The sequence below is a fragment of the Serratia sp. PAMC26656 genome, from assembly GCF_016469055.2.
In the GTDB taxonomy this organism is placed as follows: Bacteria; Pseudomonadota; Gammaproteobacteria; order Enterobacterales; family Enterobacteriaceae; genus Serratia; species Serratia plymuthica.
Map to the genome: position 1 here is coordinate 873,277 of NZ_CP150486.1, position 17,132 is coordinate 890,408.

A 17,132-nucleotide genomic window follows, 5' to 3' on the forward strand; every position below is an offset into this window, starting at 1 on the left:
GAGCCGCCGGATGAAGACTACAGTTTCGCAAAACCAGGCAATTGCCCAACAAATCGCTGACCAGGGCGGAGTAGAAGCCTATCTGCACGCGCAGCAACATAAAAGTCTGTTACGGTTCCTGACCTGCGGCAGCGTCGATGACGGTAAAAGCACCCTGATCGGTCGCTTGCTGCACGATACCCGCCAGATCTACGAAGATCAGTTGTCAACGTTGCACAGTGACAGCAAGCGCATCGGCACTCAGGGCGAGAAACTCGATCTGGCGCTGCTGGTGGACGGCCTGCAGGCCGAGCGCGAGCAGGGCATTACCATCGACGTGGCCTATCGCTATTTCTCGACCGAAAAACGCAAATTTATCATCGCCGATACCCCGGGACATGAGCAGTACACCCGCAATATGGCGACCGGCGCTTCGACCTGCGATCTGGCGATCCTGCTGATCGACGCCCGCAAAGGGGTGTTGGATCAAACCCGCAGGCACAGCTTTATCGCTACGCTGCTGGGGATTCGTCACCTGGTGGTGGCGGTCAACAAAATGGATCTGGTGGACTATAAAGAGTCGGTGTTCGAGCAGTTCAAGCAGGACTATCTGACCTTTGCACAACAGTTGCCGAACGATCTGGACATCAAATTTGTGCCGCTGTCGGCGCTCGACGGCGACAACGTCGCGACCGAAAGCGCGCATATGCCTTGGTACAGCGGCCCGACGCTGCTGCAGGTATTGGAAACCGTGGATGTGATCAGCGAGCGTGAAGCGCAGCCGCTGCGCTTCCCGGTGCAATACGTCAACCGACCGAATCTGGATTTCCGCGGCTACGCGGGCACGTTGTCGGCCGGTGTAGTGCGTGTGGGCCAACGCGTGAAGGTCCTGCCTTCCGGCGTGGAATCCACCGTAGCGCGCATCGTCACCTTTGATGGCGACTTGCAGGAAGCAGTGCCGGGCGAAGCCATTACGCTGGTGCTGAAAGATGAAGTGGACATCAGCCGCGGCGATCTGCTGGTCGATGCCGGGGAAACCCTGCAGGCGGCGCAAAGCGCGCTGGTCGACGTGGTGTGGATGGCTGAGAAGCCGCTGCTGCCGGGCCAGAGCTATGACATCAAAGTCGCGGGCAAAAAGACCCGAGCGCGCGTGGAAGGCATTCGCCACCAGGTAGAAATCAACTCGCTGGCGCAGCATCAGGCGGATACCCTGCCGTTGAACGGCATAGGTTTGGTGGAACTGACCTTTGACGAACCGCTGGTGCTGGACAGCTATCAGCGCAACCATGATACCGGCGGGCTGATCTTTATCGATCGTTTGAGCAACGTTACGGTCGGTGCCGGCTTGATCCGCGAAACCTTGCAAGGTGCGCAGGCGCTGGCGGGGGACCATAGCGCGTTCGAGCTGGAACTGAATGCCCTGGTGCGCAAGCACTTCCCGCATTGGGGTGCGCGCGACCTGCTTGGGGGCAAATAACGTGACCGAGGATCAACAACGGCCAACCGGGCCGGATGATGACAACGTGGTCTGGCATCCGCATGCGGTAGCGCGTGCGGATCGCGAAGCCCGCAACGGTCATAAGGGTGTGGTGCTGTGGTTTACCGGGCTGTCCGGCTCGGGGAAATCTACCGTTGCCGGCGCGCTGGAACAGGCTCTGCACGCGCTTGGCGTCAGCACCTATCTGTTGGACGGCGATAACGTGCGTCACGGTTTGTGCCGCGATCTGGGCTTCTCCGATGACGATCGGCGTGAGAATATTCGCCGTGTGGGTGAAGTGGCGAAGCTGATGGTGGATGCCGGGTTGGTGGTGCTGACCGCATTTATTTCCCCGCATCGCGCTGAACGACAAATGGTGCGTGAACTGCTCGATAGCGATCGTTTTATCGAGGTGTTTGTCGATACTCCATTGGCGATTTGCGAAGCGCGCGATCCTAAGGGATTGTACAAAAAAGCACGTGCCGGCGAGCTGCGTAATTTCACCGGGATCGACTCGGTTTACGAGGCGCCGCAGCAACCTGATATTCACCTTGATGGCCAACAATTGGTAACAAATTTGATTGCGCAATTGTTAGACGTGTTGCGTGGTCGGGCTATTATCAAACCCTGAATTCAAAAAAGCGTGTGGCGTTTTTGCGCCATACGCTTTTTACGCTAAGCTCGCCGCAGAGCGCGCCGAATAACCAGGGATTACTATGCAAAATGTCTCGCCTGTCTTGATCGACTCTACGCTTGAAAAAGAGGAACCCTCGTATTCTTTCCTGGGCGGCGTCTGCGGCTTTGTTTTCTACTGGCTGGCGTTCGCGGTGCCGTTTCTGGTTTACGGTTCCAATACCCTGTTCTTTCTGCTCTACACCTGGCCGTTCTTCCTGGCACTGATGCCGGTTTCGGTGCTGATTGGCATCACGCTCAGCATGTTGCTGCGCGACAGGCTGCTGCTGACGTTGCTGCTGACCGGCGTTATCGTGCTTTGCCTGTTCTGGCTGGTATTCAGTTTTCTGACCGGCTGGTGAGCTGCGGGGCGCCAAACCACCGTGCCCGAAGCATTGCAAAGCGGTGCTGAAGGTTACAAAACTTTGCTTAACACGCCTGAATGCGCGGATGGGGCGGGTGGGTGAAAATCTGCTGCGGCAACCTTTCCTCTTAATCATGCCCCGACCGGTGAATTTAGCCCCATCGGCGCTAAAATGCTGTTTTACGGCATTGCCACCGGCGTAAACAAAGTAAAACTGCCACCCCATTTTTCTTGTTGCATCACTTCCAAAAGCATAACAGGAGAAAAAACTGTGTGGTCGGTAGGTTTTTTCTGAGACGAAATGGGCTTTTTTTACCGCTTTCAGCGCGAATTTAGGTTATAAACTCAGTAAATTCTCATCCTTACTCTGAATTTGGCGGTGAATGCCGCTCTCAGTGTGGAGTCCAACGAAAAGTTGTGGGATGATTGGTCGGTTTTTCAGGGGGCGGAGATGGGAAAACTTACGCTGCTATTGCTGGCATTGCTCGGATGGCTACAGTATTCACTGTGGCTGGGTAAAAATGGTGTTCACGATTACGTGCGGGTCAATGAAGATGTTGCGCTCCAACAGGGCAGCAATGCTAAATTGAAAGCGCGTAACGATCAGTTGTTTGCCGAAATCGACGATTTGAACGGTGGTCAGGAAGCGATCGAAGAGCGTGCGCGCAATGAACTGAGCATGATTAAGCCCGGTGAAACGTTCTATCGTCTGGTTCCTGATCAATCAAGACGCAACGCGGCGTCCTCCTCGCAAAATAACGTACAAAAGTAACGAATGAATCACTCTGCAGGCACCTTTCCCTCGGTGATTGCCGTCCTGCCCGCTGCCGGTATCGGCAGCCGCATGCAGGCGGATTGCCCGAAACAGTATTTGACCATCGGTAAGCAAACCATTCTCGAACATGCGATCCACGCGCTGCTGCGTCATCCGCGCATTCCGCAGGTGATTGTGGCGATCGGTCCTGAGGATCGGCAGTTCTGCCAGTTACCTATTGCCCAGGATCCTCGAGTACGAGTGACCGTTGGCGGCCGACAGCGCGCCGATTCGGTGATGGCCGGGTTGCAACTGGCGGGCGAGGCCGATTGGGTATTGGTGCATGACGCCGCACGCCCCTGCTTGCATGCCGAAGATCTCGATCGTCTGCTGGCTATCACCGAACACAGCAACGTTGGCGGCATTCTGGCAGCACCTGTGCGCGACACCATGAAGCGGGCGGAGCCCGGCCACGCAGCTATCTCCCATACCGTTGAACGCCAGGGCCTATGGCATGCGCTTACGCCGCAACTCTTCCCGCTGCAATTGCTCAAGCTTTGTTTGCAGCGCGCGCTGGACGACGGGGCGACGGTCACCGATGAAGCCTCTGCGCTGGAGCATTGCGGTTATCACCCGCTGCTGATTGCCGGGCGCTCGGACAATATTAAAGTGACGCGGCCGGAGGATTTGGCGCTGGCGGCGTTCTATTTAACCCAGTTAGACGATTAAGGAGCGCATCATGCGTATCGGTCACGGTTTTGACGTACATAAATTTGGTGGCGAAGGGCCGCTGGTGATCGGTGGTGTTCGCATCCCTTATGAAAAAGGTTTGCTGGCCCATTCGGACGGTGACGTGGCCCTGCATGCGGCGACTGATGCCCTGCTGGGGGCGGCGGCGCTTGGGGATATCGGTAAACTGTTTCCGGACACCGATCCGGCCTTCAAAGGCGCCGACAGCCGCGAGCTGCTGCGTGAAGCATGGAAACGCATCCGCGCCAAAGGTTATCGCCTAGGGAACCTGGATATCACTATTATTGCCCAGGCGCCCAAAATGGCGCCGCATATTCCGCAGATGCGCATTTTCCTGGCGGAAGATCTGCAGTGCCATATGGACGACGTTAACGTCAAAGCCACAACCACCGAACAGCTTGGTTTTACCGGGCGTGGCGAGGGCATTGCCTGCGAAGCGGTTGCCTTGTTGATCAAGGAATAACGCATGGACATGGCTAATTTGACCTGGCTGTACGGCCAGCCGCAAAGCACCGGGGTGCTGAAAGCCAGCCCGGAAGATTTCGTGGTGGTGGAAGATTTGGGCTTTGAGCCGGACGGAGAAGGCGAACATGTGCTGGTGAACATCCGCAAGAACGGATGTAACACCCAGTTTGTCGCCGATTATCTGGCACGTTTCGCCGGCATTCACGCCCGTTCGGTCAGCTACGCCGGCCTGAAAGATCGCCATGCGGTGACAGAACAGTGGTTCTGCCTGCATCTGCCGGGCAAAGAAACGCCTGATTTCAGCCAGTTCTCGCTGGAGGGCTGCGAAGTGCTGGTCAGTGCCCGCCATCTGCGAAAAATGCGCATCGGTACGCTGAAAGGCAATGCTTTTACTCTGGTGCTGCGTCAGATCTCCGATCGTCAGGATGTAGAGCAACGCCTGCAGGCCATTGCTGCGGGTGGCGTGCCGAACTATTTCGGCAGCCAGCGTTTTGGTCGCGGTGGCAATAACCTGGTCATGGCGCGCCGCTGGGCGAATGATGAGATCCGGGTTAAAGAGCGCAGCAAGCGCAGTTTTTACCTTTCCGCCAGCCGCAGCGCGCTGTTTAACCTGATCGCCAGCCGACGCTTGGCCAATCAACAGCACCGCACGGTGCTGGAAGGGGATGCGCTGCAACTGACTGGCCGCGGCAGTTGGTTTGTCGCCAAACCGGACGAACTGGCTGAGTTGCAGCAGCGGCTGGATGCCGGTGAACTGTTGATTACCGCGCCGTTGCCGGGCGACGGCGAACCGGGTACCGCCGGGGAAGCGCTGAACGTTGAACAGCAATGTTTGGCGGAACAGCCGGAGCTGATGGCGTTGTTAAAGCGCGAACGCGTTGATCCGGCTCGTCGCGCGCTGCTACTGCAACCGCAAAAGATACAGTGGAATTGGTGGGATGATGCCACCGTTGAATTGCGCTTTTGGCTGCCGGCCGGCAGTTTTGCCACCAGCGTGGTGCGCGAAATCATGCGGCAAGATAGCAGTGATGCGGACATTAGCGAGTAATAAAGAAAACCTGCAGAGGCAGGTTTTTTTTCGTCTGGCGAATGGCGGCAGAGGCTAAGTTTATTGTTTTTGGCGTGGTCAATGGCTGGCCGGAAAATTCGACTTTCCCTTGGTTACTGGACACGCCGGGGGGAGTAAACATAATATCTGCTGGTTAAGTACCGCCTTTTGGGCGGCTATTCCGAGTATTTAAATGCCAGGCTGCGTTAAACGCTGTATGGGCGAGAGAGAGATAAAAGAAGACAACCTCTTATGCGGATATTGCTGAGTAATGACGACGGTGTTACCGCCCCAGGTATTCAGGTGCTGGCGGCGGCGCTGCGGGAATTCGCTGAGGTGCAGGTTGTGGCGCCCGACCGTAACCGCAGCGGATCTTCGAATGCGCTGACGCTGGAATCACCGCTGCGTACCCTGACGTTGCCCAATGGTGACATTGCGGTGCAGCAGGGAACGCCGACCGACTGTGTGTATCTGGGAGTGAACGCCCTGATGCAGCCAGCGCCGGACATCGTGGTTTCCGGCATCAACGCCGGCCCCAATCTTGGCGATGACGTTATTTATTCCGGCACCGTAGCGGCCGCCATGGAGGGGCGCCATTTGGGCTTGCCCGCGTTGGCCGTGTCGTTGAATGGCCATCAGCATTACGCTACTGCTGCTGCGATCACCTGCCGCGTGCTGCGTGCTTTACAGCGTGAACCGTTGCGAACGGGAAAAATTCTGAATATTAACGTACCGGACTTGCCGCTGGACCAGATCAAAGGTATTCGCGTGACCCGCTGCGGGAGCCGTCATCCGGCCGACAAGGTGTTCTGCCAGCAAGATCCGCGTGGACAAAACCTCTATTGGATTGGGCCGCCGGGTGATAAGTTTGATGCCGGGCCAGACACGGATTTCGCCGCGGTGGAGCAAGGGTATGTGGCGATTACGCCATTACAGGTGGATTTAACCGCCTATGCGGCCCAGGACGTGGTAAAAACGTGGTTAACCAAAGCAGGGGTTGGCGGGGAATGGTGAACAAGCGTATGCAAACATTGCTGACGCAGCTGCGTCAACAGGGGATCCAGGAAGAACGGTTGCTGCAAGCGATAGAGGCGGTACCGCGTGAACGCTTTGTTGACGAAGCGCTTGAACACAAAGCCTATGAAAATACTGCGCTGCCTATCGGCTCTGGCCAAACCATTTCCCAACCTTATATGGTTGCGCGAATGACCGAGCTGTTAAATCTGACGCCCACTTCAAGAGTATTGGAAATCGGCACAGGCTCCGGTTATCAAACCGCTATTCTGGCGCATCTGGTGCAACATGTCTGTTCCGTCGAACGTATCAAAGGGCTGCAATGGCAGGCCAAGCGCCGTTTGAAACAGCTCGATCTTCACAATGTGTCCACACGTCATGGCGACGGCTGGCAGGGTTGGGCATCGCGCGGCCCGTTTGATGCCATTATCGTTACTGCAGCACCGCCGGAGATCCCACCGGCGCTGATGGAACAGCTGGACGACGGCGGCATTCTGGTGTTGCCGGTGGGTGAACAGACCCAAACTCTCAAGCGTATCCAACGTCAGGGTAATGATTTTGTCATCGATACCGTCGAGGCGGTGCGTTTTGTGCCGTTGGTGAAGGGTGAGCTGGCCTAAGGATTGTCTGAATTTTAGGCGTAAAATGAAATCTGTTGCACTTTCATCACGTCTGGTTAAGGTTTTAACGTTTCAATAAAGTTAATTTTCAATACAATTGCCTTTCTGCGTAGTTGTCTTATGGTGCGGCATCGCTAATGTGGTTAGCATTGGCGCGCTGTTTTGAGGCTCCGGCAGGAGATTTCCTGGCATTCAGGGATCGGCCGCGGGCACCTTTCATCGCAGAAACTGAGAGAGTGGTAAAAGCTCAGCTACGATGTAAAGGGTATTTTGGATATATCGCTGATATTGCTGTCATGGGGGAAGCATGAGCACGGGAAGCCCAATGATTACTTTACGCCGGGTTGCGGTGTGTACGATGGTGAGTTTGTGGTTGGCGGGTTGTACGAATGATGCATCGACATCAGCCCCTATCAGTAGTGTGGGCGGTGGCGGAGCCGCTGCATCCGGCAACGCCGGAGCAAACGCCAGCCCTGAAGGGCGTATCGTTTATAACCGCAGTTACAATTCAATTCCCAAAGGGAGCTACAGCGGTAATACCTACACGGTAAAACGAGGCGACACGCTATTTTACATCGCGTGGATCACCGGGAGCGATTTCCGCGACCTGGCGCAACGTAATAATATTCCTGAGCCATACAGTTTGAATGTGGGTCAAAGCATTCAACTTGGTAATGGTTCTGCGAACGGAAACGGCGGCATGCTGGCGGCGACAGACGCAACCCGCGGCGGTGTTCCGAAGCCGCCTTCCACTACGCAGATACAAACTGCAACGGTTGATTCTCCATCAACTAACGCGTATTCTGATAATTCGGGTAAACAGAATGTAGGTAAGATGTTACCTGCAGCAGGTGCAGTAGCGGCAACCACCGCAGCAGCACCTGTTACCGCGCCGGTCGTTGCTCCACCAGTGAGCAGCACCGTCAGTAACAGCTCGCCAGTGAGTAGCTGGAGATGGCCAACTGACGGTAAGATTATTGATAACTTTTCCTCATCAGAAGGTGGGAATAAAGGTGTCGATATCGCCGGTTCCCGTGGGCAGCCTATCTTCGCTACCGCCGATGGTCGCGTAGTGTACGCAGGCAACGCTTTACGGGGTTACGGTAATCTGATCATCATCAAACACAATGATGATTACCTGAGCGCCTACGCTCACAACGACACAATGCTGGTCCGGGAACAACAAGAAGTGAAGGCGGGTCAAAAAATAGCCACCATGGGTAGCACCGGAACCAGTTCAGTACGTTTGCATTTTGAAATTCGTTACAAGGGGAAATCCGTAAACCCGCTGCGTTTTCTTCCGCAGCGATAGATTGGGCAGAATACGCTGATATTCTGCTCGCGGTATCACGGGTAGGAGCAGCATATGAACCAAAATACGCTGAAAGTTAACGAGTTACAGGATGATGCGGATTTCGACGAGAACGCAACGGAAGCGGAGTCATTCGACGAAAAAGCACTGGTCGAAGAAGAGGCCAGTGAGAGTGATTTAGCGGAAGAAGAGTTGCTCTCTCAAGGCGTTACCCAACGCGTATTGGATGCGACGCAGCTCTATCTGGGTGAAATCGGTTATTCTCCGCTGCTTACTGCAGAGGAAGAAGTTTATTTTGCGCGGCGTGCACTGCGCGGTGACGTGCCGTCCCGCCGCCGAATGATCGAAAGCAACCTGCGGCTGGTGGTGAAAATCGCCCGTCGCTACAGTAATCGCGGCCTGGCGCTGCTGGATCTGATTGAAGAGGGCAACCTCGGCCTGATCCGTGCAGTGGAAAAGTTTGACCCGGAACGCGGTTTCCGCTTCTCAACTTACGCAACCTGGTGGATCCGTCAGACGATTGAACGGGCGATAATGAACCAAACCCGAACCATTCGTTTGCCTATCCACATCGTTAAAGAACTGAATGTCTATTTGCGCACTGCGCGCGAGCTTTCTCATAAACTGGATCATGAACCGAGCGCTGAAGAGATTGCCGAGCAACTCGACAAGCCGGTCGATGACGTCAGCCGTATGCTGCGTCTGAACGAACGTATCACTTCTGTCGATACGCCGTTGGGCGGAGATTCAGAGAAAGCGCTGTTGGACATTCTGGCTGACGAGAAAGACAACGGCCCGGAAGACACCACGCAAGACGATGACATGAAACAGAGCATCGTTAAGTGGTTGTTCGAACTGAACGCCAAGCAGCGTGAAGTGCTGGCTCGTCGTTTCGGCCTGTTGGGCTACGAAGCGGCAACGCTTGAAGATGTGGGCCGTGAAATTGGTCTGACTCGCGAACGTGTACGTCAGATCCAGGTTGAAGGTTTGCGTCGCCTGCGTGAAATTCTGCAGTTGCAGGGCCTGAGCATTGAGGCGCTGTTCCGCGAATAGCGTCGGCAGTTGAATCGCATCAAAATAAAAACGGTGAGCATTATGCTCACCGTTTTTTTATGCCTGTAGCGTCGGCGGATTTACACCATTTTCTTCAGGCGGTAAAGCCACTCCAGCGCCTGGCGTGGGGACAGAGAGTCCGGGTCCAGTGCCTCGAGCGCTTCTACCGCCGGTGAGGTTTCTTCATTCAGCAGCGTCATCTGGGTGGCGTCAACGGTACCGGAGGCGGTATGGCTGGAGATGGCTTCCAGCTCACGCAGTTTCTGGCGTGCGCGTTTGATCACCTCGCGCGGCACACCGGCCAGCGCCGCAACCGCCAGACCATAGCTTTTACTTGCCGCACCGTCCTGCACGCTGTGCATGAAGGCGATGGTGTCGCCATGTTCCAGCGCATCCAGATGAACGTTAACCACACCTTCCATTTTCTCCGGCAGGGTCGTCAGTTCGAAGTAATGGGTGGCGAACAGCGTCATGGCCTTAATGCGGCTGGCCAGATTCTCGGCGCAGGCCCAGGCCAGGGACAGACCGTCGTAGGTCGACGTGCCGCGACCGATTTCATCCATCAATACCAGGCTGTGCTCGGTGGCGTTATGCAGAATATTGGCCGTCTCGGTCATTTCCACCATAAAGGTAGAGCGGCCAGAGGCTAGATCGTCTGCGGCACCAACGCGGGTAAAGATACGGTCCACCGGGCCGATAACGGCTTTGGCTGCCGGCACGTAGCTGCCGATGTGCGCCATCAGAACGATCAGCGCCGTTTGACGCATATAGGTACTTTTACCGCCCATGTTGGGGCCGGTAATGATCAGCATTCGACGCTGAGGCGACAGCGACAGCGGGTTGGCGATAAACGGCTCGCTCAGCACCTGTTCCACCACCGGATGTCGGCCTTCGGTAATGCGTACGCCCGGCTGCTCGCTCATGGTCGGGCAGGCGTAGTTCAGCGTTTCCGCACGCTCCGTCAGGTTAGCCAGCACGTCCAGTTCAGCCAGCGCAGCGGCGCTTTGCTGCAATTCCCCGAGGTGCGGCAGCAGCAAATCGAACAGTTCTTCATACAGGCCTTTCTCGATCGCCAGCGCCTTGCCTTTGGAGGTCAGGACCTTGTCTTCATACTCTTTCAGTTCAGGAATAATATAGCGCTCGGCGTTTTTCAGCGTTTGGCGGCGCACGTAGTGGATAGGTACCAGGTGGCTTTGTCCGCGGCTGACCTGGATGTAATAGCCGTGCACGCCGTTGAACCCCACCTTCAGCGTATCCAGCCCCAACTTTTCGCGTTCGCGGATCTCCAGACGATCGAGATAGTCGCTGGCGCCGTCGGCCAATGCGCGCCACTCATCCAGCTCGCTGTTATAACCGGGGGCGATGACGCCGCCGTCACGCACCAGCACAGGTGGGGCTTCAACCACCGCTCGTTCCAGCAGATCCTGCAGTTCATTAAACTGGCCGACTTGCGACAACAGATGTTGCACATGCGGAGTTTCCACACCCTGGAGCAGAGCGTGAATATCCGGCAACTGCTGGAATGCATGGCGCATGCGCGCCAAATCGCGCGGACGGGCACTGCGCAACGCCAGACGCGCCAGTATGCGCTCCAGATCCCCCACCTGCCGCAGCGAAGGCTGCAGATCGGCATACAGATCCTGCAGCGCGCCAATCGCCTGCTGGCGGTTGTTCAACACCTTGATGTCGCGGGTCGGCATATGCAGCCAACGTTTTAGCATACGGCTGCCCATCGCCGTTGCGGTGCAATCGAGAATGGCCGCCAACGTATTTTCACTGCCGCCAGACAGGTTTTGGGTCAGTTCAAGGTTACGCCGCGTTGCGGCATCCATGATGATGCCGTCTTGCTGACGCTCCATGGTGATGCCACGGATATGCGGCAATGCCGTGCGTTGAGTATCTTTGACGTACTGCAACAGGCAGCCGGCGGCGCGCAATGCCTGATGGGCCTGTTCCACGCCAAAACCGGTGAGATCGCGGGTGCCGAACTGCAGGTTAAGCTGCTGGCGTGCGGTTTCGGGTTCAAATTCCCACAATGGACGACGGCGCAGGCCGTGGCGCTTCTCGATAAGCGCCATGTGTTCAAAGGTTTCTGGATAAAGCAGCTCGGCAGGATTGGTGCGTTGCAACTCGGCCGCCATGGTTTCAATGTCTTCCGGTTCGGCGACGCGAAAACGGCCGGAGCTGATGTCCAGCGTGGCGTAGCCGAAACCGCGCGCATCCTGCCAGATCGCCGCCAACAGGTTATCCTGGCGTTCCTGCAGCAGCGCCTCGTCGGTAATGGTGCCGGGCGTGACGATACGCACGACCTTGCGCTCGACCGGGCCTTTGCTGGTCGCCGGATCGCCGATTTGTTCGCAAATGGCGACGGACTCGCCGAGCTGAACCAGCTTGGCAAGGTAGTTTTCGATCGCGTGGTGCGGCACGCCGGCCATTGGGATTGGCTCACCCGCTGAAGCGCCGCGTTTGGTCAGCGAAATATCCAGCAGTTGGGAGGCGCGTTTGGCGTCATCGTAGAACAACTCATAGAAATCGCCCATGCGGTAGAACAGCAGAATTTCGGGGTGCTGCGCCTTGAGGCGCAGGTACTGCTGCATCATCGGCGTGTGTGAATCGAGTTTATCGGTGCTGGTCATAACGTTACCGGTTCCAATCCATTGAATTTAAAGTTAATTGTGATTTTCATTGTCATCATTAGGTATCACGCCATTTCACAAAAAATCGCTAAATCTGTGGGTTGCGAGCAAAAATATACGATAGCTCATGTAAATCAATCAGTGGGCCTAAAACGGAGCTTATATGGCAGGCAAACAGGCTGGCAAACTTTTGTCGCCTGAGCCATCAAGATGATGAGGCTTGCGTGTTACTGGTAGCGCTACGAATATAAGAACCTTTTCCAACGCTATACTAGCCCAGCGGGCAATCCGCTGTCACAGGTAAAAATTGGAAGCTTTGCGCAAAGATGGCTTGCAATGAAAGGATGAAGTTGCACATCAATCTGCCGGTCGGCACCAAATTTCCATGATTTTTCCCTTCGATGTTTCACTTCTCCTATCCGTTGGCGCACGCCAGAACCTGCCCGTTAGGCTACGGGTTTTCGGGTGCCACCGGTACAGCGACATAATCAACTATGAACTATTTTATACTGTTACCTTGAATGCTATGAGACAAAGCCGCTGATAAGACGTATATATAGCGTGTCTATTTACAACTTATTGTTTATAGATAACATTTAAGGGGTTTCTTCGTTTTTATTTCGTCATGTGCATTTATTTGTTAAGCCGCTCACATAATTTTTTTGCCCGAAATGTGAAGGGAGTCAAGTTGCCAGGTCAAGGAGAGACGGTTATATAGAGCGGTGAATTACTTATCCGCGCTTGCAGCTCCGTATACTGTTCGCAACCAGGGCAACATTCATGGAGTCTTCACAAGGAAAGTGCGTAGGGCAATCGTCATTGCATCTGGCATACAAATGACATGTGGTTTTTTTGATTATCTCAAGGTGCTTGGTATGGAAAAGAAAAAAATCTATCTGTTTTGTTCTGCCGGTATGTCCACTTCTCTGCTGGTTTCAAAAATGAAAGCGCAAGCGGAGAAGTACGAGGTGCCGGTGATCATTGCCGCTTATCCCGAAGCTCTGGCTGCGGAGAAAGGCGCTGAGGCAGATGTGATCCTGCTGGGGCCACAGATTGCCTACACGCTTGCCGAAGTGCAAAAACAGTTGCCGCATAAGCCGGTCGAAGTGATCGACTCCGTTTTGTACGGCAAACTTGATGGCCTTGGCGTACTGAAGGCGGCGGTTGCCACAATCAAAAAAGCTAACCAATAAGGGGCGTTGCCGTGAATACGTTAATTGCCTCGTTGGAAAAGGTCATTCTGCCTTTTGCCGTGAAAATTGGTAAGCAACCCCATGTTAATGCCATCAAAAACGGGTTTATCCGGTTAATGCCGCTGACGCTGACCGGGGCTATGTTCGTTCTGATCAACAACGTGTTTCTCAGCTTCGGTGAGGGATCGTTCTTCTTCTCGCTGGGAGTGCGGCTCGATACATCCACCATTGAAACGCTGAATGGCCTGAAAAGCATCGGCGGCAGCGTTTATAACGGTACCCTGGGGATCATGTCCCTGATGACGCCCTTTTTTATCAGTATGGCTTTAGCTGAGGAAAGAAAGGTTGATCCGTTGGCAGCCGCGTTGCTGGCCGTTGCCGCCTTTATGACCGTGACGCCGTTCAGTGTGGGTGAAGCCTACGCTGTGGGGGCGAACTGGCTGGGGGGCGCCAACATCATTTCCGGTATGGTGATCGGTCTGGTGGTGGCGGAGATGTTTGCCTTTGTGGTGCGCCGCAATTGGGTGATCAGCCTGCCGGACAGTGTGCCTTCTTCGGTATCACGATCTTTCTCCGCGTTGATCCCCGGCTTTATTATCCTGTCGATTATGGGCGTGCTGGCTTACTGCCTTACGCTGTGGGGCACTAACTTCCACCAAATCATTATGGACAGCATTTCGGCTCCGCTGGCGAAAATGGGCAGCGTAGTGGGGTGGGTGTATGTGATGTTCTCCTCGCTGCTGTGGTTCTTCGGGGTACATGGCTCGATGGCGCTGGCGGCGTTGGATAGCGGCATCATGACGCCATTCGCGCTGGAGAACGTGGAGCTTTACAACAAGTACGGTTCCGTCGAGGCGGCGGTTGCTGCGGGCAAAGAGTTCCACATGTGGGCGAAGCCGTTCGTCGACTCTTACATTTACCTTGGCGGGACCGGCTCGACGCTGGGGCTGATTATCGCCATCTTTATCGCCTCACGCCGCGAAGACTATCGTCAGGTTGCCAAGCTGGCTACCCCGTCGGGCATCTTCCAGATCAATGAACCTATCCTGTTTGGTCTGCCGGTGATTATGAACCCGGTGATGTTTATTCCGTTCATCCTGGTTCAACCGGTATTGACGATTATCACCACGGTGGCCTATTACACCGGGATGATCCCGCCCATCACCAACATTGCGCCCTGGACCATGCCGGTCGGGTTGGGAGCGTTCTTCAACACCAACGGCAGCATCGTCGCCATGTTGCTGAGTTTCTTCAACCTGGGCGTGGCGACCTTGATTTACCTGCCGTTCGTAATGATTTCCAACAAGGCGCAAAGCCAGATCGATCAGGCGACCGAGAGCGAAGAAGATATCGCCAAGGCGCTGAAATTCTAACTGTCGGAATGGGGCAACGTCTGCTGCCCCGGTTTTAGGGGCGTTTGAATGAAATATCACTTTGCTGACGATTTCTGGTGGGGAAGCGCCACGTCTGCGCCGCAGTCGGAAGGGGCCTCTGCGCGGGATGGCAAGAGCCGGAACATCTTCGATTACTGGCATGAAACCGCCCCCGAACGTTTTCATCATCAGGTGGGTCCCTCCGAGGCGTCCACGTTTTATGACAATTTTCGCGACGATATCCTGCTGTTAAAAACGCTTGGACATAACACCTTCAGAACGTCCATCTCCTGGTCCCGGCTGATCCCGGAGGGCGATGGCGAAGTGAACCCTAAAGCGGTCGCCTTCTATAATGCGCTGATTGATAGTCTGTTAGCGCAGGGCATCACGCCATTTATCAATCTCTACCATTTCGATATGCCGCTGTGCATGCAGCAGAAAGGCGGCTGGGAAAGCAGGTCTGTGGTCGAAGCCTATGCTCGCTACGCCAAGACTTGCTTCACCCTGTTCGGCGACAGAGTCACCCACTGGTTCACGTTCAATGAGCCGATTGTGCCGGTTGAAGCGGGCTATCTGAACGACCTGCACTATCCGTGTTTGGTCGATTTCAAAAGGGCCGTCGTGGTGGCTTACCACAGCGTTCTGGCGCACGCCAAAGCGGTGAGTCATTTCAGGGCGCTGGGTAACGAGGGCACGATCGGCATTATTTTGAACCTGAGCCCGACCTATCCCCGCTCGACCCGCCAGGACGACCTCGTGGCGGCCAACTATGCGGATCTGTTGCTGAACAAGAGCTTCCTGGATCCAGTGACAAAAGGGCGTTATCCGCAAGAATTGGTGGATTTGCTGAAAGCCAATGGGCTGCAACCGCAGACCGAGCCCGAGGATGCACAGCTGATTGCCGACGGGGTTGTGGATATCCTGGGCGTCAATTATTACCAGCCTCGCAGGGTTAAAGCGAAAGAAGGTTTCCGGGCCACCGATAGGGTGACGATGCCGGAAGATCTGTTCAGCTACTATGAGATGCCGGGCCGGAAGATTAACCCGCACCGGGGCTGGGAGATCTACGAAAAAGGGCTGTATGACATTCTGATGGATCTGAAGGAAAACTACGGCAATATTCCCTGCTATATTTCAGAAAATGGCATGGGCGTAGAGGGTGAGGAGGCGTTCATCGGCGCTACCGGCCGGGTGGAGGATGACTATCGCATCGACTTTATACGCGATCATCTCAAATGGTTGCATCGGGCGCTGGCAGAGGGGGCTCAGTGCAAAGGGTATCATTTATGGACCTTTATTGACTGTTGGTCCTGGCTCAATGCCTATAAGAATCGCTACGGGCTAGTCAGACTGGATCGGGAAAACCAACGGCGCACGCTTAAAAAGAGTGGCTACTGGTTCGCCGAAACGGCCAGACAAAACGGTTTCGACTAATGGGAGCGTACGCGGTGACTGATAATCAGGTTTCGCTGAATGCGAACGACGTTAAGCTGATTCGGGAGCAGGATTTTTTTAACTGCAAAGACTTTCATCTGTTTATCTATAACAAGGTGGAGAGCGCGACCGGGCTGCATCAGCATGACTACTATGAGTTCACCATTGTCCTGAGCGGTAAATGCTATCAGGAGATCAACGGCAAGCGGGTGCTGCTCGAGCGGGGAGACTTTGTTTTTATCCCTATCGGCTCACGCCATCAAAGCTTCTACGAGTTTGGCGCCGCGAAAATTTTCAACGTGGCGGTCGGCAAGGTCTTCTTTGAGGAGCTCTACCTGCAGCTTCTGCCGCGCTGTTTTGTCGCCTCGCAGGCTTACAGTCTGAAGAACGAATTTTTGGCCTATATCGAGTCGGTCGTCGGTTCCCCGCAGTTTCGCGAAGATGACTTTGCCGAGTTCCTGGAAACGCTGACTTTTTATATCGTCAGCCGCATCCGTCATTACAAGGAAGAGTGCGGCGAAGGCGATGACATTCCCCAATGGCTGAAGAATACGCTGGCGGGCATGCATGATAAGGCGATGTTTGGCGAAAAGGCGCTGCTGAATATGGTTGAGCTGTCTGGGAAAACGCAGGAATACCTGACCCGGGCGATGCGGCGTTACTACCATAAAACGCCGATGCAGGTGATTAATGAAATCCGCATCAATTTTGCCAAAACGCAGCTTGAGGTGACGAACTATTCCGTGTCGGATATTGCCTTCGATTCAGGCTACGGTGACGTGAGCCTGTTTATTAAAAACTTTAAAAGACTCACCGAAGTCACCCCGGGTAATTACCGAAAAAAGTTCTACGGCCCTATTTAGGGCCGCTCCCGATAAGTATTAACGCCGATATTCCGAATACCTTTCAGGCCACTCATAGCCTGATGAAATAAGTTTCTTTGTCTACGTGAAGGGACCTGCCGTACCTGACGGACGGCTTTCCCTCG

The 17,132-nt window shown here is 54.9% G+C and carries 16 protein-coding genes; 15 read left to right on the forward strand and 1 reads right to left on the reverse strand.

The genetic code is table 11. From position 1 onward, the window contains the following. Positions 1-10 precede the first annotated feature (10 nt). From cysN to rpoS, 11 genes are all read left to right on the forward strand, one after another. Entirely contained in the window at positions 11-1,456 is a 1,446-nt protein-coding gene (gene cysN, locus JEM67_RS04605) for a sulfate adenylyltransferase subunit CysN (protein WP_013811534.1), read from the forward strand. Next, a complete protein-coding gene (gene cysC / locus JEM67_RS04610) occupies positions 1,395-2,087 on the forward strand; it encodes an adenylyl-sulfate kinase (RefSeq protein ID WP_013811535.1) in 693 nt (230 codons plus the stop codon). Before cysN ends, cysC begins: the two co-directional genes overlap by 62 nt. A gap of 85 nt (positions 2,088-2,172) precedes the next feature. Beyond that, positions 2,173-2,490: a DUF3561 family protein gene (locus JEM67_RS04615; protein ID WP_013811536.1), complete on the forward strand. Its 318-nt coding sequence runs from the start codon at positions 2,173-2,175 to the stop codon at positions 2,488-2,490. Between the two features lie 453 nt (positions 2,491-2,943). Further along, a complete protein-coding gene (gene ftsB / locus JEM67_RS04620) occupies positions 2,944-3,264 on the forward strand; it encodes a cell division protein FtsB (RefSeq protein WP_004950270.1) in 321 nt (106 codons plus the stop codon). Between the two features lie 3 nt (positions 3,265-3,267). Next, positions 3,268-3,975: a 2-C-methyl-D-erythritol 4-phosphate cytidylyltransferase gene (gene ispD / locus JEM67_RS04625; protein WP_199638313.1), complete on the forward strand. Its 708-nt coding sequence runs from the start codon at positions 3,268-3,270 to the stop codon at positions 3,973-3,975. Positions 3,976-3,985: 10 nt separating this feature from the next. Next, a complete protein-coding gene (gene ispF, locus JEM67_RS04630) occupies positions 3,986-4,459 on the forward strand; it encodes a 2-C-methyl-D-erythritol 2,4-cyclodiphosphate synthase (RefSeq protein ID WP_004950274.1) in 474 nt (157 codons plus the stop codon). Between the two features lie 3 nt (positions 4,460-4,462). Then, positions 4,463-5,509 (forward strand): tRNA pseudouridine(13) synthase TruD, encoded by a 1,047-nt coding sequence (truD, locus tag JEM67_RS04635; protein ID WP_199638315.1) that lies wholly within the window; start codon positions 4,463-4,465, stop codon positions 5,507-5,509. A 252-nt stretch (positions 5,510-5,761) separates the two neighbouring features. Further along, positions 5,762-6,523: a 5'/3'-nucleotidase SurE gene (gene surE / locus JEM67_RS04640; RefSeq protein ID WP_006323649.1), complete on the forward strand. Its 762-nt coding sequence runs from the start codon at positions 5,762-5,764 to the stop codon at positions 6,521-6,523. Continuing rightward, entirely contained in the window at positions 6,517-7,143 is a 627-nt protein-coding gene (locus JEM67_RS04645; protein ID WP_006323650.1) for a protein-L-isoaspartate(D-aspartate) O-methyltransferase, read from the forward strand. Before surE ends, JEM67_RS04645 begins: the two co-directional genes overlap by 7 nt. Before the next feature lie 325 nt (positions 7,144-7,468). Continuing rightward, positions 7,469-8,455 carry a murein hydrolase activator NlpD gene (gene nlpD / locus JEM67_RS04650; protein ID WP_013811539.1) on the forward strand — a complete coding sequence of 329 codons (987 nt, stop codon included), beginning with the start codon at positions 7,469-7,471 and terminating at the stop codon, positions 8,453-8,455. A gap of 54 nt (positions 8,456-8,509) precedes the next feature. Then, a complete protein-coding gene (gene rpoS, locus JEM67_RS04655) occupies positions 8,510-9,508 on the forward strand; it encodes an RNA polymerase sigma factor RpoS (protein ID WP_004950287.1) in 999 nt (332 codons plus the stop codon). A gap of 80 nt (positions 9,509-9,588) precedes the next feature. On the opposite strand, the gene mutS is transcribed toward rpoS, so the two are convergent. After that, a complete protein-coding gene (gene mutS / locus JEM67_RS04660; RefSeq protein WP_199638317.1) occupies positions 9,589-12,144 on the reverse strand; it encodes a DNA mismatch repair protein MutS in 2,556 nt (851 codons plus the stop codon). An 875-nt stretch (positions 12,145-13,019) separates the two neighbouring features. On the opposite strand from mutS, the gene JEM67_RS04665 reads away from it, so the two are divergent. The 4 genes from JEM67_RS04665 to chbR are packed head-to-tail and all read left to right on the forward strand — an operon-like array spanning position 13,020 to position 17,007. Beyond that, positions 13,020-13,337: a PTS sugar transporter subunit IIB gene (locus tag JEM67_RS04665; RefSeq protein WP_006317708.1), complete on the forward strand. Its 318-nt coding sequence runs from the start codon at positions 13,020-13,022 to the stop codon at positions 13,335-13,337. Positions 13,338-13,348: 11 nt separating this feature from the next. Continuing rightward, positions 13,349-14,710, forward strand: coding sequence for a PTS N,N'-diacetylchitobiose transporter subunit IIC (gene chbC, locus JEM67_RS04670; RefSeq protein ID WP_199638319.1), 1,362 nt, complete (start codon positions 13,349-13,351; stop codon positions 14,708-14,710). Between the two features lie 48 nt (positions 14,711-14,758). Beyond that, a complete protein-coding gene (locus JEM67_RS04675) occupies positions 14,759-16,144 on the forward strand; it encodes a glycoside hydrolase family 1 protein (RefSeq protein WP_199638321.1) in 1,386 nt (461 codons plus the stop codon). Continuing rightward, on the forward strand, positions 16,144-17,007 hold the full coding sequence (chbR, locus tag JEM67_RS04680; RefSeq protein WP_199638323.1) for a transcriptional regulator ChbR: 864 nt from the start codon (positions 16,144-16,146) through the stop codon (positions 17,005-17,007). Before JEM67_RS04675 ends, chbR begins: the two co-directional genes overlap by 1 nt. Positions 17,008-17,132: the final 125 nt, after the last annotated feature.

Coding starts and splice junctions, on each gene's coding strand:
- JEM67_RS04645 (WP_006323650.1), top strand. CDS start 6,517: ATGGTGAACAAGCGTATGCAAACATTGCTGACGCAGCTGCGTCAACAG.
- ispF (WP_004950274.1), top strand. CDS start 3,986: ATGCGTATCGGTCACGGTTTTGACGTACATAAATTTGGTGGCGAAGGG.
- rpoS (WP_004950287.1), top strand. CDS start 8,510: ATGAACCAAAATACGCTGAAAGTTAACGAGTTACAGGATGATGCGGAT.
- chbR (WP_199638323.1), top strand. CDS start 16,144: ATGGGAGCGTACGCGGTGACTGATAATCAGGTTTCGCTGAATGCGAAC.
- surE (WP_006323649.1), top strand. CDS start 5,762: ATGCGGATATTGCTGAGTAATGACGACGGTGTTACCGCCCCAGGTATT.
- cysN (WP_013811534.1), top strand. CDS start 11: ATGAAGACTACAGTTTCGCAAAACCAGGCAATTGCCCAACAAATCGCT.
- nlpD (WP_013811539.1), top strand. CDS start 7,469: ATGATTACTTTACGCCGGGTTGCGGTGTGTACGATGGTGAGTTTGTGG.
- JEM67_RS04615 (WP_013811536.1), top strand. CDS start 2,173: ATGCAAAATGTCTCGCCTGTCTTGATCGACTCTACGCTTGAAAAAGAG.
- mutS (WP_199638317.1), bottom strand. CDS start 12,144: ATGACCAGCACCGATAAACTCGATTCACACACGCCGATGATGCAGCAG.
- ftsB (WP_004950270.1), top strand. CDS start 2,944: ATGGGAAAACTTACGCTGCTATTGCTGGCATTGCTCGGATGGCTACAG.
- JEM67_RS04675 (WP_199638321.1), top strand. CDS start 14,759: ATGAAATATCACTTTGCTGACGATTTCTGGTGGGGAAGCGCCACGTCT.
- truD (WP_199638315.1), top strand. CDS start 4,463: ATGGACATGGCTAATTTGACCTGGCTGTACGGCCAGCCGCAAAGCACC.
- JEM67_RS04665 (WP_006317708.1), top strand. CDS start 13,020: ATGGAAAAGAAAAAAATCTATCTGTTTTGTTCTGCCGGTATGTCCACT.
- cysC (WP_013811535.1), top strand. CDS start 1,395: ATGCCCTGGTGCGCAAGCACTTCCCGCATTGGGGTGCGCGCGACCTGC.
- ispD (WP_199638313.1), top strand. CDS start 3,268: ATGAATCACTCTGCAGGCACCTTTCCCTCGGTGATTGCCGTCCTGCCC.